The sequence below is a fragment of the Delftia sp. WY8 genome (genome assembly GCF_018437695.1).
GTDB lineage: Bacteria > Pseudomonadota > Gammaproteobacteria > Burkholderiales > Burkholderiaceae_C > Comamonas > Comamonas tsuruhatensis.
On the sequence record NZ_CP049795.1, the window covers coordinates 374,932 to 394,337 of the forward strand.

25 protein-coding genes are annotated in these 19,406 nt (G+C 60.8%); 4 read left to right on the forward strand and 21 right to left on the reverse strand.

Going from position 1 to position 19,406, the window contains the following annotated elements:
* Positions 1–27 precede the first annotated feature (27 nt).
* From G4D77_RS01560 to G4D77_RS01570, 3 genes are read right to left on the reverse strand one after another with little or no spacing between them, the layout of a single operon-like run.
* Entirely contained in the window at positions 28–1,143 is a 1,116-nt protein-coding gene (locus G4D77_RS01560; protein ID WP_213757858.1) for a N4-gp56 family major capsid protein, read from the reverse strand.
* Between the two features lie 60 nt (positions 1,144–1,203).
* On the reverse strand, positions 1,204–1,443 hold the full coding sequence (locus G4D77_RS01565) for a hypothetical protein (RefSeq protein WP_250134252.1): 240 nt from the start codon (positions 1,441–1,443) through the stop codon (positions 1,204–1,206).
* Positions 1,418–2,386, reverse strand: a complete 969-nt coding sequence (locus G4D77_RS01570) for a hypothetical protein (RefSeq protein ID WP_213757859.1) — start codon at positions 2,384–2,386, stop codon at positions 1,418–1,420. The genes G4D77_RS01565 and G4D77_RS01570 overlap by 26 nt, the downstream gene beginning before the upstream one ends.
* A 200-nt stretch (positions 2,387–2,586) precedes the next feature.
* Between G4D77_RS01570 and G4D77_RS01575 the strand changes: the two genes are divergently transcribed.
* Positions 2,587–3,186, forward strand: coding sequence for a hypothetical protein (locus tag G4D77_RS01575; RefSeq protein WP_213757860.1), 600 nt, complete (start codon positions 2,587–2,589; stop codon positions 3,184–3,186).
* 679 nt (positions 3,187–3,865) lie between these two features.
* Here G4D77_RS01575 and G4D77_RS01580 read toward each other — a convergent pair.
* The 7 genes from G4D77_RS01580 to G4D77_RS01610 all read right to left on the reverse strand — a co-directional run bounded on the left by G4D77_RS01580 (position 3,866) and on the right by G4D77_RS01610 (position 10,023).
* Positions 3,866–4,378, reverse strand: a complete 513-nt coding sequence (locus G4D77_RS01580) for a hypothetical protein (RefSeq protein ID WP_213757861.1) — start codon at positions 4,376–4,378, stop codon at positions 3,866–3,868.
* On the reverse strand, positions 4,375–4,956 hold the full coding sequence (locus tag G4D77_RS01585) for a glycoside hydrolase family protein (protein WP_213757862.1): 582 nt from the start codon (positions 4,954–4,956) through the stop codon (positions 4,375–4,377). Before G4D77_RS01585 ends, G4D77_RS01580 begins: the two co-directional genes overlap by 4 nt.
* Positions 4,953–5,195 (reverse strand): hypothetical protein, encoded by a 243-nt coding sequence (locus G4D77_RS01590; RefSeq protein ID WP_017406469.1) that lies wholly within the window; start codon positions 5,193–5,195, stop codon positions 4,953–4,955. The genes G4D77_RS01585 and G4D77_RS01590 overlap by 4 nt, the downstream gene beginning before the upstream one ends.
* Position 5,196: 1 nt before the next feature.
* Complete coding sequence (locus G4D77_RS01595; RefSeq protein WP_213757863.1) at positions 5,197–7,533, reverse strand: portal protein; 2,337 nt, start codon at positions 7,531–7,533, stop codon at positions 5,197–5,199.
* Complete coding sequence (locus G4D77_RS01600) at positions 7,520–7,888, reverse strand: hypothetical protein (protein ID WP_250134253.1); 369 nt, start codon at positions 7,886–7,888, stop codon at positions 7,520–7,522. Before G4D77_RS01600 ends, G4D77_RS01595 begins: the two co-directional genes overlap by 14 nt.
* Positions 7,889–7,972: 84 nt before the next feature.
* On the reverse strand, positions 7,973–9,316 hold the full coding sequence (locus G4D77_RS01605; RefSeq protein ID WP_213757865.1) for a PBSX family phage terminase large subunit: 1,344 nt from the start codon (positions 9,314–9,316) through the stop codon (positions 7,973–7,975).
* Positions 9,313–10,023: a hypothetical protein gene (locus G4D77_RS01610; protein WP_502762153.1), complete on the reverse strand. Its 711-nt coding sequence runs from the start codon at positions 10,021–10,023 to the stop codon at positions 9,313–9,315. Before G4D77_RS01610 ends, G4D77_RS01605 begins: the two co-directional genes overlap by 4 nt.
* A gap of 142 nt (positions 10,024–10,165) precedes the next feature.
* Between G4D77_RS01610 and G4D77_RS01615 the strand changes: the two genes are divergently transcribed.
* Positions 10,166–11,677, forward strand: coding sequence for an SIR2 family protein (locus G4D77_RS01615; protein WP_213757866.1), 1,512 nt, complete (start codon positions 10,166–10,168; stop codon positions 11,675–11,677).
* Between the two features lie 54 nt (positions 11,678–11,731).
* Here G4D77_RS01615 and G4D77_RS01620 read toward each other — a convergent pair whose 3' ends face one another.
* The 11 genes from G4D77_RS01620 to G4D77_RS01670 form a co-directional block, all read right to left on the reverse strand.
* The gene (locus G4D77_RS01620) at positions 11,732–12,022 is read right to left on the reverse strand and encodes a hypothetical protein (protein ID WP_250134254.1); all 291 of its coding nucleotides are present in this window, start codon (positions 12,020–12,022) and stop codon (positions 11,732–11,734) included.
* A 92-nt stretch (positions 12,023–12,114) separates the two neighbouring features.
* Positions 12,115–12,681, reverse strand: coding sequence for a nuclease domain-containing protein (locus tag G4D77_RS01625; RefSeq protein ID WP_213757868.1), 567 nt, complete (start codon positions 12,679–12,681; stop codon positions 12,115–12,117).
* Positions 12,681–13,094, reverse strand: coding sequence for a hypothetical protein (locus G4D77_RS01630; protein WP_126313085.1), 414 nt, complete (start codon positions 13,092–13,094; stop codon positions 12,681–12,683). Before G4D77_RS01630 ends, G4D77_RS01625 begins: the two co-directional genes overlap by 1 nt.
* Entirely contained in the window at positions 13,091–13,591 is a 501-nt protein-coding gene (locus G4D77_RS01635) for a recombination protein NinB (RefSeq protein ID WP_213757869.1), read from the reverse strand. Before G4D77_RS01635 ends, G4D77_RS01630 begins: the two co-directional genes overlap by 4 nt.
* Positions 13,584–14,030: a hypothetical protein gene (locus G4D77_RS01640; RefSeq protein WP_026062239.1), complete on the reverse strand. Its 447-nt coding sequence runs from the start codon at positions 14,028–14,030 to the stop codon at positions 13,584–13,586. Before G4D77_RS01640 ends, G4D77_RS01635 begins: the two co-directional genes overlap by 8 nt.
* Positions 14,027–14,737, reverse strand: coding sequence for an HNH endonuclease family protein (locus tag G4D77_RS01645; RefSeq protein WP_213757870.1), 711 nt, complete (start codon positions 14,735–14,737; stop codon positions 14,027–14,029). Before G4D77_RS01645 ends, G4D77_RS01640 begins: the two co-directional genes overlap by 4 nt.
* Entirely contained in the window at positions 14,734–14,937 is a 204-nt protein-coding gene (locus G4D77_RS01650; protein WP_213757871.1) for a hypothetical protein, read from the reverse strand. Before G4D77_RS01650 ends, G4D77_RS01645 begins: the two co-directional genes overlap by 4 nt.
* Entirely contained in the window at positions 14,934–15,461 is a 528-nt protein-coding gene (locus G4D77_RS01655; protein WP_213757872.1) for a hypothetical protein, read from the reverse strand. The genes G4D77_RS01650 and G4D77_RS01655 overlap by 4 nt, the downstream gene beginning before the upstream one ends.
* Positions 15,462–15,464: 3 nt before the next feature.
* Positions 15,465–16,427: a DUF1376 domain-containing protein gene (locus tag G4D77_RS01660; RefSeq protein WP_213757873.1), complete on the reverse strand. Its 963-nt coding sequence runs from the start codon at positions 16,425–16,427 to the stop codon at positions 15,465–15,467.
* Positions 16,405–16,665 (reverse strand): hypothetical protein, encoded by a 261-nt coding sequence (locus G4D77_RS01665; protein ID WP_016452841.1) that lies wholly within the window; start codon positions 16,663–16,665, stop codon positions 16,405–16,407. The genes G4D77_RS01660 and G4D77_RS01665 overlap by 23 nt, the downstream gene beginning before the upstream one ends.
* 91 nt (positions 16,666–16,756) lie before the next feature.
* Positions 16,757–17,032 carry a helix-turn-helix domain-containing protein gene (locus tag G4D77_RS01670; protein WP_213757874.1) on the reverse strand — a complete coding sequence of 92 codons (276 nt, stop codon included), beginning with the start codon at positions 17,030–17,032 and terminating at the stop codon, positions 16,757–16,759.
* Between the two features lie 94 nt (positions 17,033–17,126).
* On the opposite strand from G4D77_RS01670, the gene G4D77_RS01675 reads away from it, so the two are divergent.
* Together G4D77_RS01675 and G4D77_RS01680 are read left to right on the forward strand one after the other, a co-directional pair.
* On the forward strand, positions 17,127–17,465 hold the full coding sequence (locus tag G4D77_RS01675; RefSeq protein ID WP_213757875.1) for a hypothetical protein: 339 nt from the start codon (positions 17,127–17,129) through the stop codon (positions 17,463–17,465).
* A gap of 776 nt (positions 17,466–18,241) precedes the next feature.
* Entirely contained in the window at positions 18,242–18,793 is a 552-nt protein-coding gene (locus tag G4D77_RS01680; protein ID WP_213757876.1) for a hypothetical protein, read from the forward strand.
* Positions 18,794–19,406 lie beyond the last annotated feature (613 nt).

The window sequence follows — 19,406 nt, forward strand, 5'->3', positions numbered from 1 at the left end:
TCTGACTCCTTCTATTCGGTGGGTGGATCAGCGCGAAGCGGCGGCGGTATCGACGCCGTACACGCCGTGGTCCTGCTTTTCGCCCTCGATCTCGAAGACGGTCTTCTTCACACCGAAGATGGACGACGTGGTGATGATGACCTGGTTGCCACGGTCGGCCGTTTCCTCGTGCCAGCCGTAGCGCATGCCGGTGCCAGGCGAGCCGAAGGCGATCACGCCGGCCTGCGCGCCCATGAACAGCGCACGCGCCGTCTCCACGTCGCCCGTGGCGCCGTGGGTGTTGTGGCGGATCACGTTGCGGTGGCTGTGCAGCACCACATTGCGGTGCATGCCCAGTGCACTCTTGAACAACGGCGACTTCAGACCCAAAGCAGCAGCGGCTGCCTTCTGGATTTCCAGCCAACCGCCCGTGCCCGTTTCCTTACGGAGGTCGTCCTCTTGGAACTTGTGCATCACCATGACGAACACTTCTTCGCCATCGACCACGCAGGGCTGCAGGACGGGGATGTTCGTCGCGCCGCCGCCCTGCGTTTCGGCACGGACAATGGCGCGGTCGATCACGCCCAGAGACATCTTGTCGGTCGCGTCCAGATTGGTCACGGCCGTGGCATCGCCGCCGAACAGGTGCTGGTTGGCCGTGGGCGCCGTCAGCGGGTTCTTGGCACGACCTTGGTAGCCCAGAGGCAGGATGAAGTTGGCATTGATGCCGCGCGATCCCGACAGGTAGGTGAAGGTCAGTTCGTCCTGGAAACGGCCCCACCAGCTGGACTGCTGCTGCTTGGCACGCACGCGCAGGTCATGCAGCGTGCGCTTGCGCGACATGCGGCCGCCGGTGTTGACGCCGCCGCGCGCCTGGTCGATGTACAGCTCATCGGTGTAGAAGCGCTGCCCTTCTTCCTTGCCTTCCAGCACATCGTCGCCCTCGACGGGTGCCATGCGCAGCTCGGCCAGCAGGTCATAGCTGATGAGGTCGCCGGCTTCGGATTCCAGATCCGTCAGCAGCTGGATAGGGGTCTTGGCGCCCTGGCCCACGGCCGCGAAGCGCTTGCCGAAGTACGAGGCCTGCGACACATCGAGTGCCAGGTTGCCAGAAAAGCGCTTGACGGCGCGGGGGCTGTTCACGCCCACCACTGTTTTGCCCATAGGAGTGCTCCTGTGTGGTAGCGAGCACTCCAGCGCCCCGGTTGAAAAATGATCCAGCCCTCAAGATGGCAGGCTTGGTACGGGCCGCAGCGCGGCCGGGGTCTTTTTGACGGTGGTTTCAGGGGCGGCCACGACGATCATGCGCGCGGCCTGCCCCTTCTTGAATTCGAGCTGGATGCGGGCGCCGCCCACCTCCAGCACATCGCCCATGCGCAGCTCCACGAAGATGCGGCGCGCGTCGGGGGTAGAGGCAGTGGACGGCATGGGGGCGGTGTCAGCCCAGGCGGTTGTAGCGTTCACGCTTTTCCTCGGACATGCCAGCCAGCGCGCGCTCGTAATCCAGGCCCGTGAGCTTGTCCAGCTCGGCGAACTCGTCGCTCACGGGATCGGCATCGCCCGCGCCGCCGGGCACGTCGGCCAGGTTGGTGACCACGGCCGAGGCATCCGGTTTGCGCTGTACATCGGCAGGCTTCTTGGTCGTGGCAATGCCGTGCAGGGCCACCACGCGGCGGTGCCCTTCTTCCAGGAACCAGCGCATGGGCTTGTTCTCGTTGCCCGGCGCCGCCCCCAGAGCGCGCACCATGGCGTCCAGGTCGGCCTGCTTGGCCTTGTCCTGGCGGTAGTCCACGATGCCCAGCGCCGGGTTCTTGGCCGCGTCATCCAGGAAGCCGTTGATGGTGCTGTTCCAGGCCTGCTGCGCGGACTGGGCCTGCATCTCGGCCGACATGGTGGCCCGCGTCTTCATGTCGCGCAGCGTGTCGCGCTCGTCTTGCAGGCGATCCAGTTCCGCGTCCAGCTCGGCCTGCTCCAGTTCGCCCTCGTTGAACTTGGCCCGCGCGGCGGCCACAGCGTCCTTGTTGGCCTTCACCTGGGCATCGTAGTCGGCGGGCAGTTCCGCGCGATAGCCGCCCGCCTGAGGGGCAGTCTGCGGATTCGGAGCCGGCGCGTCGGTCGGCTGCGTGGCGTCGGTGGGTTCTGCGGGTGCAGCAGCAGGAGCGGCTGCAGGCGCTGCAGCGGTGGTGTCCGTGGGTTCGGTGGGCGTGCCGGGTTCGGGCTTGCCCTTTCCCGCGTCGGCGTCGGCGTCGTCGCCCTCCTCTTCCTCTTGCGCATCGAGGGGGCCTCGACCCAGGGCAGCCAGCGCTGCAGCGTTGTCTTCCTCGGGGTCGTAGTCGTTGTCGTCGGCTTCCATGGCCTCGCGCTCGGCGTCGGACAGGAGGCGCAGGTGGTCGTCGTTCAAGCTCATGTGTGCGTCCTTTCGTGGTTTGGATCACGGCAGGGTGGCAGGCTTGGTACGAGAGGAACCTTGCCTCAAGAACCTACTAGCACAATCGTCGAGATAGAATTGCCGCTTATAGGCATGATTCGCAATCATTAATTTAATAAATATTAAATCTACATTAACCAAGCATTTGATCTAAAATTTAAATATATTCAAATAAATTTATGGAGAAATCAAATAATTCAACCGAAAAAAATTGGAAAGAAGTATTAAAAGATAATTCAATAAGAATTATATATACAATATTTTCTTTGCTAGCATTGGTAATATCAATACTATTTGGAAACCATATAATAGATAACCAAGTCCTATTAAATAAATTTGGCTTTTATGGCGGAATAGCCACTTTTATAGGATTGGTCATTGCGATTATGGAAATAATTCACAATGTAAAATTATCAAAAGGAATTAAGAGCGAAGCAAAAACTCTATTTGAAAATGTATCCCGAGTAAATCACGCAGCATATTTCAGCGAGTACCTAATTTCACTGGATGAAACAAACGATCATCTATCAGGTGATCGATATTTACAGGCACTCAAGTGCTTCCAGTACTATCGTAGAACATATGCACGTTTACCAATCGATTCTTCCATGCATGATAGCCTTAGAGATTTAATAAGAAACACCGAGGTTTCATTGCACTCCTACAGCAATGCAACTCCAAAGAACCCAATAACCAAGCAGCAACGCACTGAAATTCAAACTAGCATCCTGGCTATCAAATCTAAAATTGAAGATATTTCAAGACAAAAAGGATTTTAAAAATGTTTCCTGAAAAAATTAGAAGATTTGTTTCCGAATTAACAACAAAGACAGAACGAGGGGAATTCTCCTGGGTGTACGATGACTTGAATTCAAGCGTATCGCTAGAAACGACTGCATTTCATGTAGTTCTCAGATATTCATTTAATGAGACGGAAGAGTGCGGAGAATACATATTCTTCTACTCTGATCATCATGATGGGAGAGACTATAGATTCTATACCAATCAATTTTTCAATGACTACGCAACAGCTCGAAGATTGTATGATTCAGCACAGTCTTCTGGCCTAAGTCTACCTTTTTAAAGCTTAGGTAAGAATATTTGCATGCATAACTATTGATGCGATATAGGAAGAATTTTCAGGCAGTCATAAAACGCAAACTGCGACAGTTCGGAATGTAGCGATGTATTTCTCCGTCAAGGCGACTTTTTACATCACATCTAATTGACAGCGTACGCGACCCCGATTGCCAGCCAACTGCATGTGAATTACCGTGTTCTTTCAGATGAGCTTGTCTAGGCGCGTAATTTCCAAGTCTTTGCTCATTTTCTTGGCTAGCACGCGCCGTTGTTGCAGCAGCACATCAAGGTCCAGCTCGGCTGGCAGACCAAAGTGTTTCCTCATTGGCCGCAGTTTGGGGGGAGTGAGTAAAGTACTTGGCGGTGGTGGATGGCATCTCAATTTCTTTGGTCCGCGCCAATATCCGGCAAGCTCGGAGTTGGAATCACGGGCCAGGCATCCCGTTGGATTTTGACATCAGCTGCGTGCCCTGCAGCCTTTGCTGCCATGTCCCCATACGCTGCGCGGCAGTCGTCATATACGGCGTTGAGGGCAGCGGCGTACTCAAGGACGGCAGCAGGGGGAGCGCTGGCAAGTCGGCGGGCGGCATCTGCGGATTGCTCGCGCAGGCCGTCAGAGACAGCGCGCAGCTGATCAAGATCACGGCGCAGCAGCGCCTCGCGGGTTCGGGCGGCATTCAGCGCCTCCTGGTAGTTGGTGTTGATGGACTGCTCTGCGCGGCGCACTCGGGCGTCGGCCGCGCGCTGTGCTGTGCTGACTGCCAGCTTTTCGCCCACGGCTGCGGCGCGGGCCTCGGCCAGGTCGGCGCCCAGCCGCGCGCCCTGGTAGCTCCAGGCGAGTACAGCGGCCAGGCCTGCGGCGGCCAGATGAGAGATGGCGCGCACGCTCATTGCTGCGCGTCCATGCATGCGGCGTGCCGCGCCTGCTGGCGAGTCCAGACGCCGCGGCAAACCTTGTTGCCGGGCGTGCTGCAGTCGTAGCGCCACCTGGTGGGCTGCCCGCCCGCGCCCCACTGGTAGGCGGCGTAGCCCTGCAGGGGCTGGGCGCTGGTCATGAAACGGTAGGCCAGGTAGGCATGGCAGGCGCCGGCATAGTCGCCGGCCCGCGTGCGCGCCAGCATCGAGGAGCCGCGCCAGGCGCTGCAGCCGTACTGGCCCGCGAAGTCCACGGCCTGGGCGAACTCGACAGGATGCACCAGCGTGTCGCCCAGCGAATCGCGCACGCAGGCCCCGTACTGCTGCTCCAGCAGGTTCACGGCCAGGTCGCGGGCGCGCTCCCTGGTGATGGGCGGATCTGCCATGGTCACGCGCGTGCCGTCCTCGTAGCGCGTGGCGCCGTGGCCGATGGTGGGCACGTCGCCGCGCACCGGGATGATGGGCGCGGCGCTGAACCCTTCGGCCGCGATCCAGGACGCCAGGATGGCGGCGCCAATGCCCAGGCCTGCGGCAGGCACTCGGCCCCCGCTCACGACCGCGCCTCGCATGCTGCGGCCAGTTCCTGCGCCTGGCGCGCCCGGCGGTCCTCCCGCTCATTGCTCCAGCGCCACAGCAGGTAGATGACCTGCAGCACCACGTAGAGGATGGTCAGGGCCGTGGCCGTGTGGGTCATGGTCCAGCCGTTGGCGACGTTGGTGGCCACCACGGTGACCGGCGGCGCGGCCTTGGCGCCCTCCACGGCCGCCGTGCGCACGATGGTTTCTCGATCCATATCAGTCCTTGTTGTCGAATTGGTTCAGCCGGCCCGACATGGCGTCGAGCGTTTGGCGGCTCTGGGCTTGGATCTGGGCCACGCGCTCGCGCGAGTCGGCCTCGATGTGTGCCACCTGCAGGCGCACGTCCTGGTCACCCTTGATCTGCAGCGTCTTGTTGGCCAGGTCGGCCTGGGTCTTGGCCAGCTTGCGGCGCAGCTCGTCCAGCTCCATGTCCGCGTCGCGGCGCACGGTGGCGGCCACGCCCTCCATCTGCTGGGCCAGCGCCGGGTTGCCGCCGGCGGCGCGCAGCTGCTCGGCCTCGGCTTCCAGCTTCTCAGCGCGGGCGTTGATCTCCCGGACCTTGGCCTGCTGCTCGGCCAGCGCCTGGCGCGCGCTCTCCTGCTGCATCTGCAGGGCCTCGGCCTGGGCCTGCATCTGCTGCTGGACCTGCTGCTGCTCTTCGGGAGTGAGTGGCTTGTTGGGGTCGCGCTCGCCGGTCAGCTTGCGCAGTTCGTCGGCCACCAGGTCGTTGTTCGGCAGGTCGGAATACTCCATGGCCAGCGTCATGATGCGAATGGCCACCTCGGGCGGCAGACGGCCCGCCAGCTGGTTCAGGCTCTCGAACATGACCTGGCGCAGCGTGCCCGAATAGTCCTGCTCAGACACCACGAAGTCGGCCATGCTGGCCGTGATGTCGTTCAGGTAGCGCACGCTCCCGTCTGGTTGGACCTCGGGCTGGTTGACCTTCACCCAGTCCAGCCGGCCCTTGTGGCCGGACAGGCGGATCACCTTCTCCTCCGTGTACCACTGCTCCACCAGGCTCAGCAGCTTCTCGCCCTGGATCTGCACAGCGAAGCGCAGGTTGTCGAAGGGCTGCGTGGTCACGACCGAGCCCTGCAGCTGGCGGGCCTCGATCGCGCGGCCGCTGACGGCATTGGTGCGCCGCCCCAGGTTCTCGTCGCTGATGCCCGCGGACTTCTGGATGGCCTGGCCGTCCAGCGTCATCATCTGCACCTGGCCGGCCGCCATCTCGCTGTCGCGGTGGACCTCGAACTTCTTGCCGGCCTTGTAGATCACCACGCCGTCAGGCTGGTTGACCTCCTCGCGCGCTTCGTTGATGTCATCGAAGGCGCCCTTCTCCGCAAAGATCTGGTTCGTGGACAGCAAGAACAGCGCCTTGCTGGCCCGCTTGTTCAGGTCCATCTGCAGGTCGCGCACGCGGCGCACCACGCCGTAGGGCATGCGGTCCCGGCCGCGCCGGTAGCACCAGATGGGCGTCAGGCTGAAACTGTTGTGGCGCATGGGCGTTGGGCCCAGGGCCAGCAGATGACCCTCGGTGAAGACCGCGACGTGCATGCGCATGGCGACACGCTCCACGATGGAGCCGCCGTGCGCCCCCACCACGGCGCGCAGCGCATGGTCCCAGGGCTCCACGAACGAGCCCTTGAAGGGGCCGCTGGTCACCACCTGCACGGACGCCGGCATGCGGAACTGGCACTCGATCAGGCGCACGCGGCGCCGCGCCTCGCTGTCGATGTTGCCGCGCCCGCCGGCCAGGTAGCTGCCGCTGGTGCCGCTGACATGGCGCTCGCTGGTATGGCCCTGGAAGAAGAATTCGTCCTCGGCCCACTGCTGGGCGCTGAACTCCTCCTCGCGCAGCACGGCCCGCTCCAGCACGTCGCGGCGCTGCGGGTACATGGTGATGGCCACGTCCTCGTCCACCCAGCGCGTGCGGAACAGGTAGCGCGCATCGCTCAGGTCCGGCTCCATGGCCATCGAGTCCCAGAGCACATTGCGCCAGTCCTCGTACTTGTCGTAGATGATGTCCTTGGTGGGGTCGTTGCGCACGCCGGAGTCCACCCAGCCCACGCCCACCTTCACGGTGTCCTCGAAGGCGCGCGAACGGTTGAACGTGGTGCGGTTCACGTCGCTGACATACTTGAGCACCTTGGTCTTCACGTCGGCCAGCTGCACGTCGTCCTCGGCGCGCGGCAGCACGCTCCAGTCCACGCGCGCGCGGCGCTCCGTGCCAATGAGCCAGTCGCACATCACGGCCACCTCGTTGAACACCAGGGGCACCTGGCCGCGCTCCTCCAGCGTGGCCGCATCGGCCGGGTCCCACTGGTCGCCGTCGTAGTAGTCGGCGTCGATGGACATCTGCAGGCGGTTCTCGGCCTGGATCTCGCGCTCACGGTAGTACCAGCTCAGGAGCTTGCGCAGGGTCTTGCGGGCCTCGGGCTGGTCTAGAGGGTGCGGCGGCGCCTCCTCGTCGGCGTCGAACTCCAGCGGCACATCGTTCAGGATGCGCTCGCCCACGCCCGCGCGGCGGTTGAAGCGGGCCTCAAGCTGGGACATATTCGGCCCCCAGGTCCGGGATGGTCAGGGCCTCGGCCGCGATTTCCTTGCCATCGGACTTGACCACCAGGGTGCCGAACTCCTGGCCCGCGCGCTGCCATGTGGGTTCGCTGGGCATGCTCACCAGGTCGGGCAGGCCCTCGTTGACGATGGTGGCCACTCGCACCCAGTTCGGCCGGTTGGGCTCGATGCCCAGCACCTCGCAGGCCTTGACGCAGGCTTTGGCCAGGTAGGCGGGGTCATCGTAGAGATAGGCCGCGCTCTCCATCACCACGTACCACGGGGCTTTGGGGCGGTAGGCCGGGATCAGGACCAGCGCGCGCTCGGCGTTGATCCAGGTGTAGACGGCCAGCAAGTCCCCATGCTGGCGGTGAAGGTGCGCTTTGCGCAGGTCGATACATGCAGGCATGCCCGCGAAAGTGGCAGGCTTGGTACGGGATCAGCGTGCCATGCCGCCCGCGCGTCGCCTGAGAGGCACAGCGCCCGCAGTGTCGTTGTCCATCAGCGGCAGGGCCATGTTGATGTAGCGCCACACGTCCGCGCCGTGGCTGGCGTCATCGTGCAGCGGTGGCCCGGGCTCGCCCGTGCGCGGGTCGATCTGGCGCTTGTACCGGCTCAGGCAGTCCAACAGCTTGGCGCAGCGCTGGGCATCGATGTAGGCCGAGGAGAAGATGCCGCGCGCCAGGCGGATGCCCGACTCCAGGCCCGCGCGCTCCAGCACCTCCACCTCGCGGCCCATGTCCTCCAGGATCTGCTGGGCCGTCTGCCCGGTCTTGAAGTCGCCGTGGGCGCCGTCGTGTGGCAGAAAGTCCGTGCCCCAGCGGTAGGGCAGCTTCTCCATCTGCTCCACATACCACTCCAGCGTCTTCTGGTTGTCCTGCATGAAGTTGATGACGCGGAAATCCATGGCCGTGCGCTGCACGAAGGCGATGGCCATGTTGTCGGCCCAGCCCAGGTCCCAGACCGTGTGCACGGGCAGCTTGGGGTTGTAGGGCACCAGGCACACTCGGTCGTCGTTGTACAGGCGCTCCACCTCCTTCGCGTAGATTGCGCCGGCCAGCGTGCGCTTCGGGCGACCCTCCCAGACGTTCCAGTAGGTGTCGGGATCGCGCTTGAAGTGCCGGCGGCGCTCTTTCTCCAGCACCTCGGGGAACCAGGGGTTGTCGCGCCAGTTGATTTCGCACAGCCAGGTGTCGCTGTCAGCCGCCTCGATAAACCGCGCGTAGGTGGCGTCGGTGACCAGGTCCGGGTTGAGCGTGAGCCAGATTTCCGAGCCAGGCCGGCGGATGGTCGGCACCAAGACCTCCCAAGACCGCGCGCTGACGCTCTGGGCCTCTTCCACCCACACGATGTCGATGGCCTCATAGGACTTGATGGAGTCCACCGTGTGGCTCTGCAAGCCCGCGAACAGGATGAGCGTTCCGTTGGCGCCGCGAATCTCCGTGTCCAGCACCTCGTAGAAGCCGCCCAGGCCCAGGGCCGCGATCTGGTCGGACAGCAGGCGGTGCACCGAGTCCCGCATGGACTTCTGGATCTCGCGCGCGCACAGGATACGCAGGGGGCGGTTGCTGCCCATCACCAGCAAGGCCATGGCCACGGACCAGGACTTGGCCCCGCCGCGCCCGCCGTACATGACCTTGAAGCGCTTGGGCTGGAACAGGCCGCGCAGCTTCGCGGGGAACTCGACCCGGACGCGCGAGCGGTCTACCTCGTAGTCCTTGGCAAAGTCGGGCTCCTCATCGGCCAGGGACGCGGCCTGCAGGCTGGCGGACAGCAGGTTCATGCGCCCTCCCCGTCTCGGGGATCGTTCTCGCGCGCCGGCGCATCCACGAAGTGCAGCTCGAAGTGGCCCACGTTGCCGCCGCCGTTCGGCCCCTTGCCCGCGTCCTTGTCGTTCATGCCAAATGCCTGGCGCTCCATGTCCACCACGATGCGCAGGCTCTCGGCCAGCACCTTCATGGTCTTCGAGCGCTCAGGCAGGCTGATGACCTTCTGGTAGAGGTCGTTCAGCTTGTCCATGCCGTTGTCGTCGGGCTCGCGCAGCATCTCGCCCAGCTCCTGCAGGTAGGCCACCGTGTCCGCGTCAGCCATCTGCTCCAGTTCATCCAGCAGCGCATTGGTAATCTTGCGCGCCCGCTGGATGTCCCGCCTGTGCGCCAGCCGGATGGTGGCCACAGCCTGCGCATTCGCGTCCACCACCTCACGTTCGGATGCACTGCGTTCCGTGCGTACCTCGCTGCGTACCGCCTCCTTGCGTACCAGCTGCTCGGCCTTGTCCTGGATGCGCTCCGACAGATCCCGGCTCCAATCGTCACGCTTGGCACGCTTGCGGATCGCCCCCTCGCTGATGCCCTGCTCTGCTGCGATCTGCCTAAGGCTCTTGATGCCGGCCCTGTAGTCCAGCTCGATGCGCTCCCACTGCGGGGCCTGCTTTTGTTCCTTGCTCATCCTCCCCACGGTGGCAGGCTTGGGACGCATCCACTTGGACATGGCTATAGTGAGCGAGACACCAATTCAAGTGACTTCTGCACTCACTCTCTGCTCCACTGGCGTACAAAGTGACAACTTTAAAAAATACAAAGCGGATCAGCGTATTTCGTCTATCCAAACACTAACATGAGGAAATAGAAAAATGGAAATCACAGAATTTGTAACCAACTATCGCAATCATCCAGTGCTTTTTATCGGCACAGGAATCAGCCTAAGATATCTCGAAAAATCTTTTACTTGGGATGGTCTTTTAAGACACGTTTGTATGGAGGCATTCGATAGTGAAGAGAAATACTACGACATAAAATCAAATCACCCTTTATTAGATGATTTTGATTATCCTGCCATTGGAAAAACCCTGGAAGCAGATTTTAATCAAGCCTTAGAAAAAGATCGGCACGGAAAATTCAAAGCTATAAATGACCAATTTTATGGCGAAATGAAAAAAGGTATTAAAACCAGCCGCCTAAAACTATACATTGCTGATCTTCTAAAATCAGGCACAGAAAATCCAGAAATCGCCCAAGAAATCGCAGAACTGAAGAAAATAAGAAAAAATATAGGCTCAATAGTCACAACTAACTATGACACTTTTATAGAGAGTCTTTTTGAATTCGAGCCACTTGTTGGAAATGACATTCTGCTAAGCAACCCATATGGGTCCGTTTACAAGATACACGGATGTGTTTCTGACCCCACAAAAATAATAATAACTTCCGAAGATTATAAAAATTTCACAGAGCGCTACGAGTTGATTCGAGCCCAACTACTATCAATATTTATTCACAACCCAATTATATTTCTTGGCTACAAGGTAGGTGACGAAAATATTAAGGGTTTATTGAAAACAATTTTCACTTACGTTGAGCCCAACTCGACCATGGCTGAGAAGATACGTAAGAACTTTCTACTGGTCGAATACGCGAAAGGCTCTTCTTCCCGAGAGATCACAGATCATGACATTGATCTCAACGGCTTCTCGACTATAAGAATAAATAAAATTAAAACTGATGACTATACCTCCATATACCGAGCATTAGGAGACTTATCTCTTCCAATTTCAGCTATGGATGTAAGAAAAGTTCAAAGCGTAGTTAAAGAAATTTACGCTGGTGGAAACGTGAGTGTCAAAATAACCGAAGATTTGGATGCGCTTAGCAATGGAGACAAAATACTTGCAATCGGTTCAAAAAAGACGATCCAATATCATTATCAAACAGCCAACGAAACAATGGCCAATTATTTTGGCATAATAGAAGAAGCAAACTCACACGTAATTGGTTTGATTGATAAATATAGCATTGCCAGCAACCAATATTTTCCAATTTTTGGATTCAGCACTATAAATACCAATGTAGCAGCAGCCGCACACCTAAAAAAGCAGCAAATAAAGAAACTAAAAGATGCTGATGCAGCAATACAAGAAAGGTACAGAGTAATCTACTATTCTATAGATGAAATATTGGCTGATGGCAATCTTGCCGCAAGTTACAAGAGCAACGTCATCTATCACTCATTTAGAAATGATGCAATATCACTGGATGATTGTGAGAAATATTTAAAAAACCACCCAAAGAAATCAAATACAGATTATAGAAGGCTGTTATGCGCTTATGATCTAAAAAAACATCAACCCGCTGATGCCGATCTTTAATATCAATGCCAATCCGATTTTCGGAATAATTGGATTGGCTTTTTTACACCCTCGCTATAAAGATACAAGTCGGTAGCGGAGCACCGGCTTACGCGCCGGCAGCTCTGTGAGCCTGCTTTCCACCTGCCCCTCACGCACCAGGTACAGCAGTGCCCAATCGATCTCCCCCTTGCTGCGGCCCAGGGCCAGGACCAGCTCGGAATGGAAGAACCAGCGCCCGGGGGCCTGGCGTAGATACCGCAGCAGCACGTCGGTGCCACTGCCCGGGCGGATGACGCCTTGAGGGCGCGGGTTGTTGCGCCGCATGCCCTCTTCCTCCTGCCGGCCTTCCAATTGGCTAGCCATCCAATCCATGCAGTTCAAGCGGGGCCACCTTCTTGTTTTTGCGTGTCGTCGCGGTTCATCTTCGCGGCCTTGGTTTCCAAGATGGTCCTCTTTCAAAAATCCAGAATCGGCGTGGCGTTGAGCAGGCCCAGCGCCCACAGCACAGCGGCGCGGTCGCGGGCATCGATGTTCGGGGCGTAGGCCAGCGCACGCCATGCCAGGACCTGGCGCAGGTGCGCGGCCATGAACGCGGCTTCCTTGCGCGCCGCCGGCGCAGGTCCCTGGTCCAGCCAGGAATGGCACGCGGCACAGCCCCAGGCGCTGTAGTGGTCGTCGGCCTTCCTGCGCTCGCCCTTCCCGTGGATGGACAGATTGCTGTGGCAGCAGACCACGGTGGTGGTGTCGTTCGTGCAGATCCCCGGTACCAGCAGCAAGCACTGCTGACCCTTGGCTAAGGTACGCAGGCGCGGGTTGCGCTGGGCCACGGTCTTCGGCGTGGGCACGACCTGGTGCTGGTCGATGAGCGCCACAGTGGCAGCGCGCGGCCGGGCCTCGGCCATGGCGCGGGCAGCACGGGCCTCCAGGCGCTGCTCGCGCGCCAGCTCGTGGGCAGCATGGGACGCAGGAGCGGCCCGCCGGCGGAAACCTGCCCCGCCGGACTTGATGGCAGTGCGGCACATCAGGACTGCTGCTCCATGAACAGGCCCAGCTGCTGGCCTCCCTGTCCCACAAGCCCACGGCGGGCCAGCGCACCGGCACGCCAGCGGGCGCGCATGGCCTCGGCCTGCAGCCCGGTGATTTCGGTCCTGCGGTCGCCGCTGTCGTGGCCTGGGCAGTAGTCGATGCTCTCTGCCCAAGAGCCATGGCCGCGCATCCGGAAGAACATCGTCCCAGCGCTGTGGACACAGGCCTGGCACAACGGCGCATCGCAGGTATGGACTGAGCGGTACCGGATGGGGATCGCGTGCGACGGCGCCGCCAAAAGGTGCGGCGCCTTCTTCTCCAGCTCGCCCCGCTTGCGCTCCCAGCCCAGCCAGGTATCGCACAGCAATTCGGCCTTGCCGCCACAGAACAGGCATTTGCGCGCGGTCATGGGCACACCCCGCCAATCACCTCGCCCGTGTCCGGGTGGGTCTGCTCGCGCTCCCATTGTTCGAAGGTCGCCGGGAACTCCACGTTCAGATCGTTGATGGCGTGGGCCATCACGCGGTCGATCAGGTCGCCGTACTCGCGCACGCCCAGGCTCTCCGTGCTGATGCGCTCCTGCGTGGTGGTCGTGGCGCCGCTGATCGGGTCATGGTGCGTCACCGTGCGACTGCCCAGGTACTCGGTGCGGAAGTGCTCCTTCCATGCATTTTTGGAGTGCCGATGGCCCAGGATGACCGCCTGCCGCGCAATCTCGGCCAGCACGAAGTCGTGATAGAAAACGCGCTGCCTGTCTGTCTTGGCGTCCTCGTGCAGACGCACGAACACCTCCAGCCGGCGGCCAGCCTCCCACTGCTGCATGCACCAGGGCGCCACGCGCTGCAGGAAGTTGGCCCGGGCCTGTTCAGGGCCGTCCCAATGGGCGTGCAGGGCGATTTCAGCCACGGCCACCTCCCCGCAGATCAGCCGCGCGGCGATAGGGCCAGGCCACCATGGCCGCGTCGCGGCTGTGCTCGTTGCTCGGGCCCGTCCAGCCCGTGACGGCCGCGAAGCGCCGCGCATCCAGCTTGCCACCCTTCCCTGCCGGGCTGATGCCGTGGGCCGGGATGCCCAGGTCTGCGCAGTGCGCCGTGATGTCTGCACAGCGTGCGTCCACCTGGCCCACGTTGCGCGCCATCTTGGCGCTGGCGGCGCCGGTCTTGCCGCGTGTCCAGGTGTGCGACTGCAGCCTGCTGTCCTCGAAGACCACGCGCGACGGCATGCGCGCGGCCAGCGTGCGCTCGATGTGGTGCGGCGGGATGGTCAGCAGCTCCACCAGCTGGCCATCTACGAAAACGGCCACACCCGTGTTGGCTCCGGGGTCCATTCCGAGAATCACGCTCATGCGCGGACCCTCCCGGGGATCAACGCCGTGAACATGCCGCCCTCCTCGCGCCATGTCTCGTTCCTGCGAATCTGCCCGATGGTGGGCTTGGAGACGCCGTAGCGGTCTGCCAGGACTGCCTCTGGTTCAGTGCTCGCGCGGATGGCCCGCACTTTTTCGATATCCAGCTTGCCCCGCGCGGCTTGTTGGGCGCGGGCAATGCGCAGCTTTGTCAGCGGGGTGAGGCTGCGCCCACGCGACTTTTCCGCGCGCGTTCCCAGCTTCATGTGCTCGTAGGCCACGCATGCGGGATCGTCACAACCAGCACGCACGGTCTGCTGCAGGCCCAGCGGGCCGCGCTTGATTGCCCAGACCACGCGGCGTGCGGATGTGACCGACCCGTCCGGGCCAAAGCGCACCATGGGGCCACGGCGCGGGTCGATGTAGCCGGTCCAGATCAAGCAGCCGTCCAGGGTGCGACGGCATTTGCCCTCGATCAGCTGCAGGCGCAGCTCGTCGGACATCACCCAATCGGCGGCCACGTAGTGAGGGAAACGGTCCAACTGAATCAGGCGGATGCGCCCTTCAGACACGAGCGCGTCAATGATGGCGCGTAGCTGAGCGCGTGCCGAATCAGACATCGTGCCGGCCAGGGCAGCGTACTGCACAGGGCCGGCTTCAATGGTGGCCAGCACCTGGTCGCGGTCGAATTCAAACCTGCGGGTCATCGGGTGTTCCTGAGAGCGAAGTGGTAGACGCCGAACCCATCAGGGCCGGCGCTTTCGGGGCGGACGCGGCCGGCGCGCACGGCTGCCTCGGCCTCTACCTGGTTGACGGAGATTTCGCGGCCCTGCTGGACCGCGTAGAAGCGGAACCCGGGCCGGTAGCGCAGCACGGCGCCGGTCTTGAGCAACTGCAGCAGCGTCATCGCGGCCAGCCCTCCATGCCCAGGGCCTGCATTGCGGCGCGGATGGCCGTGCGCGTCAGCGTCTGGTCGCCGGCCTGCACGCGCGCCACGATGCGGCGGGCCCAGTCCTTGCCATCGCCGTGCGGCTCGATCTGGACGTGCACAGGCGCAGCGTTGGGCGCCGGCAGTGCCCGCCAACCCTGCTCCTCGGCGTGCGTCCTACGCGGCGTGGCGGCCCTGCACATGGCCTCAAATTGCGGCAGATGCGGCGGGTAGTCCGGGTGCTCTGCCGTGAGGCGCGCCACAGCGGACTCGATCACGTCCGGCGCGTACTTGGCCAGCGTCGTGCGCCAGACCCGCATCGCGGCGCGCACGCCCAGGTCGCGGCCTTGGCCGTCCAGCACGCCCGTGGCGAACTTGCTCAGGAACAACGCCCCATAGCAGCCCTGCATCACGAGAAACAGGTTTTTCACGGCGGGGTTGGCGGCAGGCTCTCGCGCACCGTCGTTCAGCGCTGTAGGTGCCAGCGCGGAAATGCTCTGCATGGGTCAGTCCTCCACGATGGCCGCATACGCGGCGCTGTGCTTGTTGTTGGCCTGCGGGCCTCTGGCAGCTACGGCGATGGACGGCGGCGGCAGCGCGGCCGCCAGCCATTCGAGGGGCTGCAATGGCCGGGCCTTCGCACACTCCCGCAGCTTGTCGATCAGCACCGCGTCACCGTGGGCCTTACGCAGACCGCCGAGAAAGGAGCGCGCCGCCTTGTCCGCAGTCCCGGCGTTGACCAGCATGGAGAGGCCGTAGCCGAAGATGATTTCGCCCGGGTCGGTCAACCTGGCGGGTGAACCGCCCGTACCGTCAGGTACGGAATACATAGGGTGTCCCTGTCCCTGTCCCTCTCCCTGTCTCTTGGAGTGGGTTTCGTCAGGGACATGCGGCCCTTGTCCATCGGGACCGAGATGGCTGTCCCCTGGGACAACACCGCCTTGTCCCTCGGGACAAGAACCTTTGTCACCAGGGAGCGGCAAAGGCTGTCCCGCAGGACGTCCCGAGGAAATCCACTCCTCGTACGAGGGACGTCCCACGCTTGTCCCGTGCCTGTCGTTGTGCTTTTTGATGCGCGCGCACTCCGTCCGCCAGCGCTGCATCAGCTTCGAGGCCCACGCATCCCGGGCCTTTTCGGCCACCACGGGGTGGTGGTAGCGGCCATCGCTGCAGAGCACCCAGCCATGCATGGCGCCTTCGCGCACACGCTTCCACTTCGGATCGATGCGCCCGCGCAGGGCATAGCCGGCCTGCTTCGCAATCCAGGCATCGTTGTCAGGCATGGACCCCGCTGGCACCTGGTGCCAGGCCGCTGACCACAACAGCACGGCAGCCCAACAGGCTTCCGGCGTTTCGTTGGCAGCAAGGTCTGAGTCACGCAAGCGCGCAACGTCAAGGGGCATGAAGGCGAAATCAGCGAGGTCGCAATCCTCGGGAACCATGGGCTCAGGCAGTTGTTGCTCGTGCATTCCCCACCTCTTCCTCGGCCGCAGGCAGACCAAAGGTCTCCGGCGGGGCTCCAAGCGCTTCCACCAGCAGCGGATTGCCCCGCAGCTGACGCACGATCAGACTTGCCTCATGCAACGCTTCTTTCGCATGCTCTTCCAGCAGCGCCTCGATGTAGGCCGGGCGCTCCATGCCCTTGGCCCGGGCCAGCGCGTCAAGTACGCGCAGGGTGTTGGCGTCGCACTGCTGCCGCAGCTCCATGGTGTCGGAGCAGCTGGTTCGGCCGGTGGCTCGTGCGAAGGCAACAAGCCGGAGGGCAGCACGCCGCAGAGGGCCTGCGGTGGTCCCTTGCTCAATCATGCAACGCTCCCGTCGGCTCGTACTCCGGCCAAATCTCCTGCCAGTCATCTGGATACCAGACATGGCGCGGCACCTTCCCCGCTGTCACCCGTTCAATGCGAACGACTGTCTTGGGTTTGGGCCGGCGTACACCGTCGCGCCAATGTCGAACTTGAGCATCTTGTTTTGCCCCAACCAGTTCTCGAAATTCGGCGATGGAAGGTGCACCGGGTGCTTCGAGGAACTGCCGTAGTTCCTCACAAGGTTTGCATGGCTTTGGTGTAGTCATGCCCGAATTCTATATCTTTTGATACTGTTTTGGATATCTTTTGATAGTCTCAAGAAAAAGTATCGTTCGATACGCACGCTCTAAGCTGTACTGCATGGACAACGATGAACAGAGCAACTTCCGCCGCGAGAGGCTGGAGGCCCTCGCCGTACACATGGGGGGACGCGCAGCCCTAGGTCGAGCCATCGGCTACAAGGACGGCGCATACATCAATCACATGGTCAACGGCTTGCGTCCGATCACAGAGAAGACCATCGCGCAATGCGAGCAGTTGCCAGGGGCCGCTGGATGGTTCAGTGATGCACGCTTCCAAGAACTAGCCTTGTCTCGGGAGGTGGTCGCCGCGATTTCGAAACTCGACCCAACGGAAATCCGCAGGATCGAGAACCTACTTCGCGGGATGCTGGACCTACCACAACTGCGCGGCCAGTAATAGAAACCTGCTATCAAGTTTCAATTTGACAAACTTCGCTCGCCCGGGAATACTGTACGTATTCACAGTATTTAGAGGCAAGAGTGAGCACAGGCGAAGATTCCAGTCCGACGCGGTCGGCCAGATCCATACATCACTACGGCGGCGGCCTGCTCTGCCTTGGGACTGTGCAGGAGCAAGAAGCTTTCGCGCGAGGGCGTATTGAAAGTGCCGCCGACTTGGTGGAACTGTGCGCTTTATCTCTAAGGCATGACCATGCTTCCGTCCATAGCGTGCTGATGCAGGCCTACAGCATGCTGCACGAAGCCACGGAAGCGCTTCCACATCAAACCCACCCATGAATCCAGGTCAGCACGCATCAGTTGATGCCGGTGCTGACCTTTTTTTTTACCGAAGAAAGTATCTTTTGATATTGTCTAGATCAGTATCTTTTGATAAAGTCCAGTCCGTCAGCAGCAATCTCGCTGTTGACGGGCTCCGCGGCAATGGCCGGGCTTGCCCCGGTCTTTCAAAAATTGCAGCCGATGTTTGCCTCACCTGCGAGGCATCCCGGCACACGCATCAGTGGGCATGGGCCACTGCTCTGCTCTGGCAGTCCTGCCAGGCCCAGTCGGCCAAGCGCCGTAGACGGGCAATGAGGTGAGGCAAACAGGGAGGCCAAGAACAGAAAAGCCCTGCGCGCAAGCGCTGACAGCTCGGAAAGTACGGGCGAAACAAAAGCGGCCTCGAAGAGAGGCCGTTTCTGTTTCAGGTTCCGTGTGTTGTCAGGAGATCAGATGTTGGATGTGTTTGACGGCCAACCTGCGCATGTCAGGTTCTTCGTAGACGTTGCTGGCAAGGTATGTAAACGGCTGATCGAGAGATTCGGGATTTTCGCCATAGCAGTAGCGCTTCCAACGCCGCTCCAAGCGTCGCCGTCGCAACCAGCTGGCACTGGCCCACAGCTCTACATATGCACTCTGGTGGCGGGCGAAGCTGGCCTCAAGGAGTTGGAGTGTGGCGCATTCGTCGGCTCTGACATCTTGTCCCAGCAGCTTGGTGAGTTCAGGCAGGAAGGCTCCGCAAAATTTCATGCGCGCTTGGCTGTAGAGCATGTGTCGCGCCTGGACATGTCCAAAAACGGCGGTAAGGCATCCGCCCAGGACCACGAGCAAAACGTCGCGCATGCTCGAAATGGCTTCAATGACCATAAAAATACTTTGGATGTTTTCTGGCTGTTGCTTGGTGCATTCGTTGGACTTTTTGCACTGCACACAGGTCTAGTCGATGAATTATCCAGGTGGTTTTACGAGCGGCTGGACTCGCTGATTGAGTGGCTGAAAAAGTAGGAAATAGACAGTTTGTGGCAGGCCCTCAACCGAGGGCCATCACGCTGGCGCCCTGCCCCAGGACGCCGCCGCGATGGAGCCGGAGCCATCTGGCAATCTCAACCTTTGGAGTGGGTTCTGACCCGGCTCCATCGATCTCTACTGGAGTTCCTATGACGATTGATCCGCTAATTGCTCGCGGACGTCCGACAAGTTCACAAACCCGACTTGGCTGGTATGGCTCGCCACTTCAAGTATCGACGCAACGATGTCGTGACGGATTAGAACTCTCCGAGTTCCCCCGAGTCCTCCCCAATCTTTGGCCCGGATCGAGAGGTATGGATGCTGATGTAGATCCAACTCACATCCAACCATCAGAGCCTGCTTTTCATTCTCCAAAGTTGGAACGTGAAAAAAGCGTTCCAAGTGCTTCCAAGCTGGCTCAACAAGGACTCCTGGGAATAGGTAAATAAAGTAGATGTCAGACGATTTCATGTCCGCCCTCCATTGCGATGGTTGCTTGATAACCCTCCATCGTAGCTGTGGCAGTGGCGGACGCCCGACATAGGTAAATCATCCCGAACTTCCCTCACCAGGGCCTGCACACGCAGGCCCTTTTTCATTCCCGAAGGCC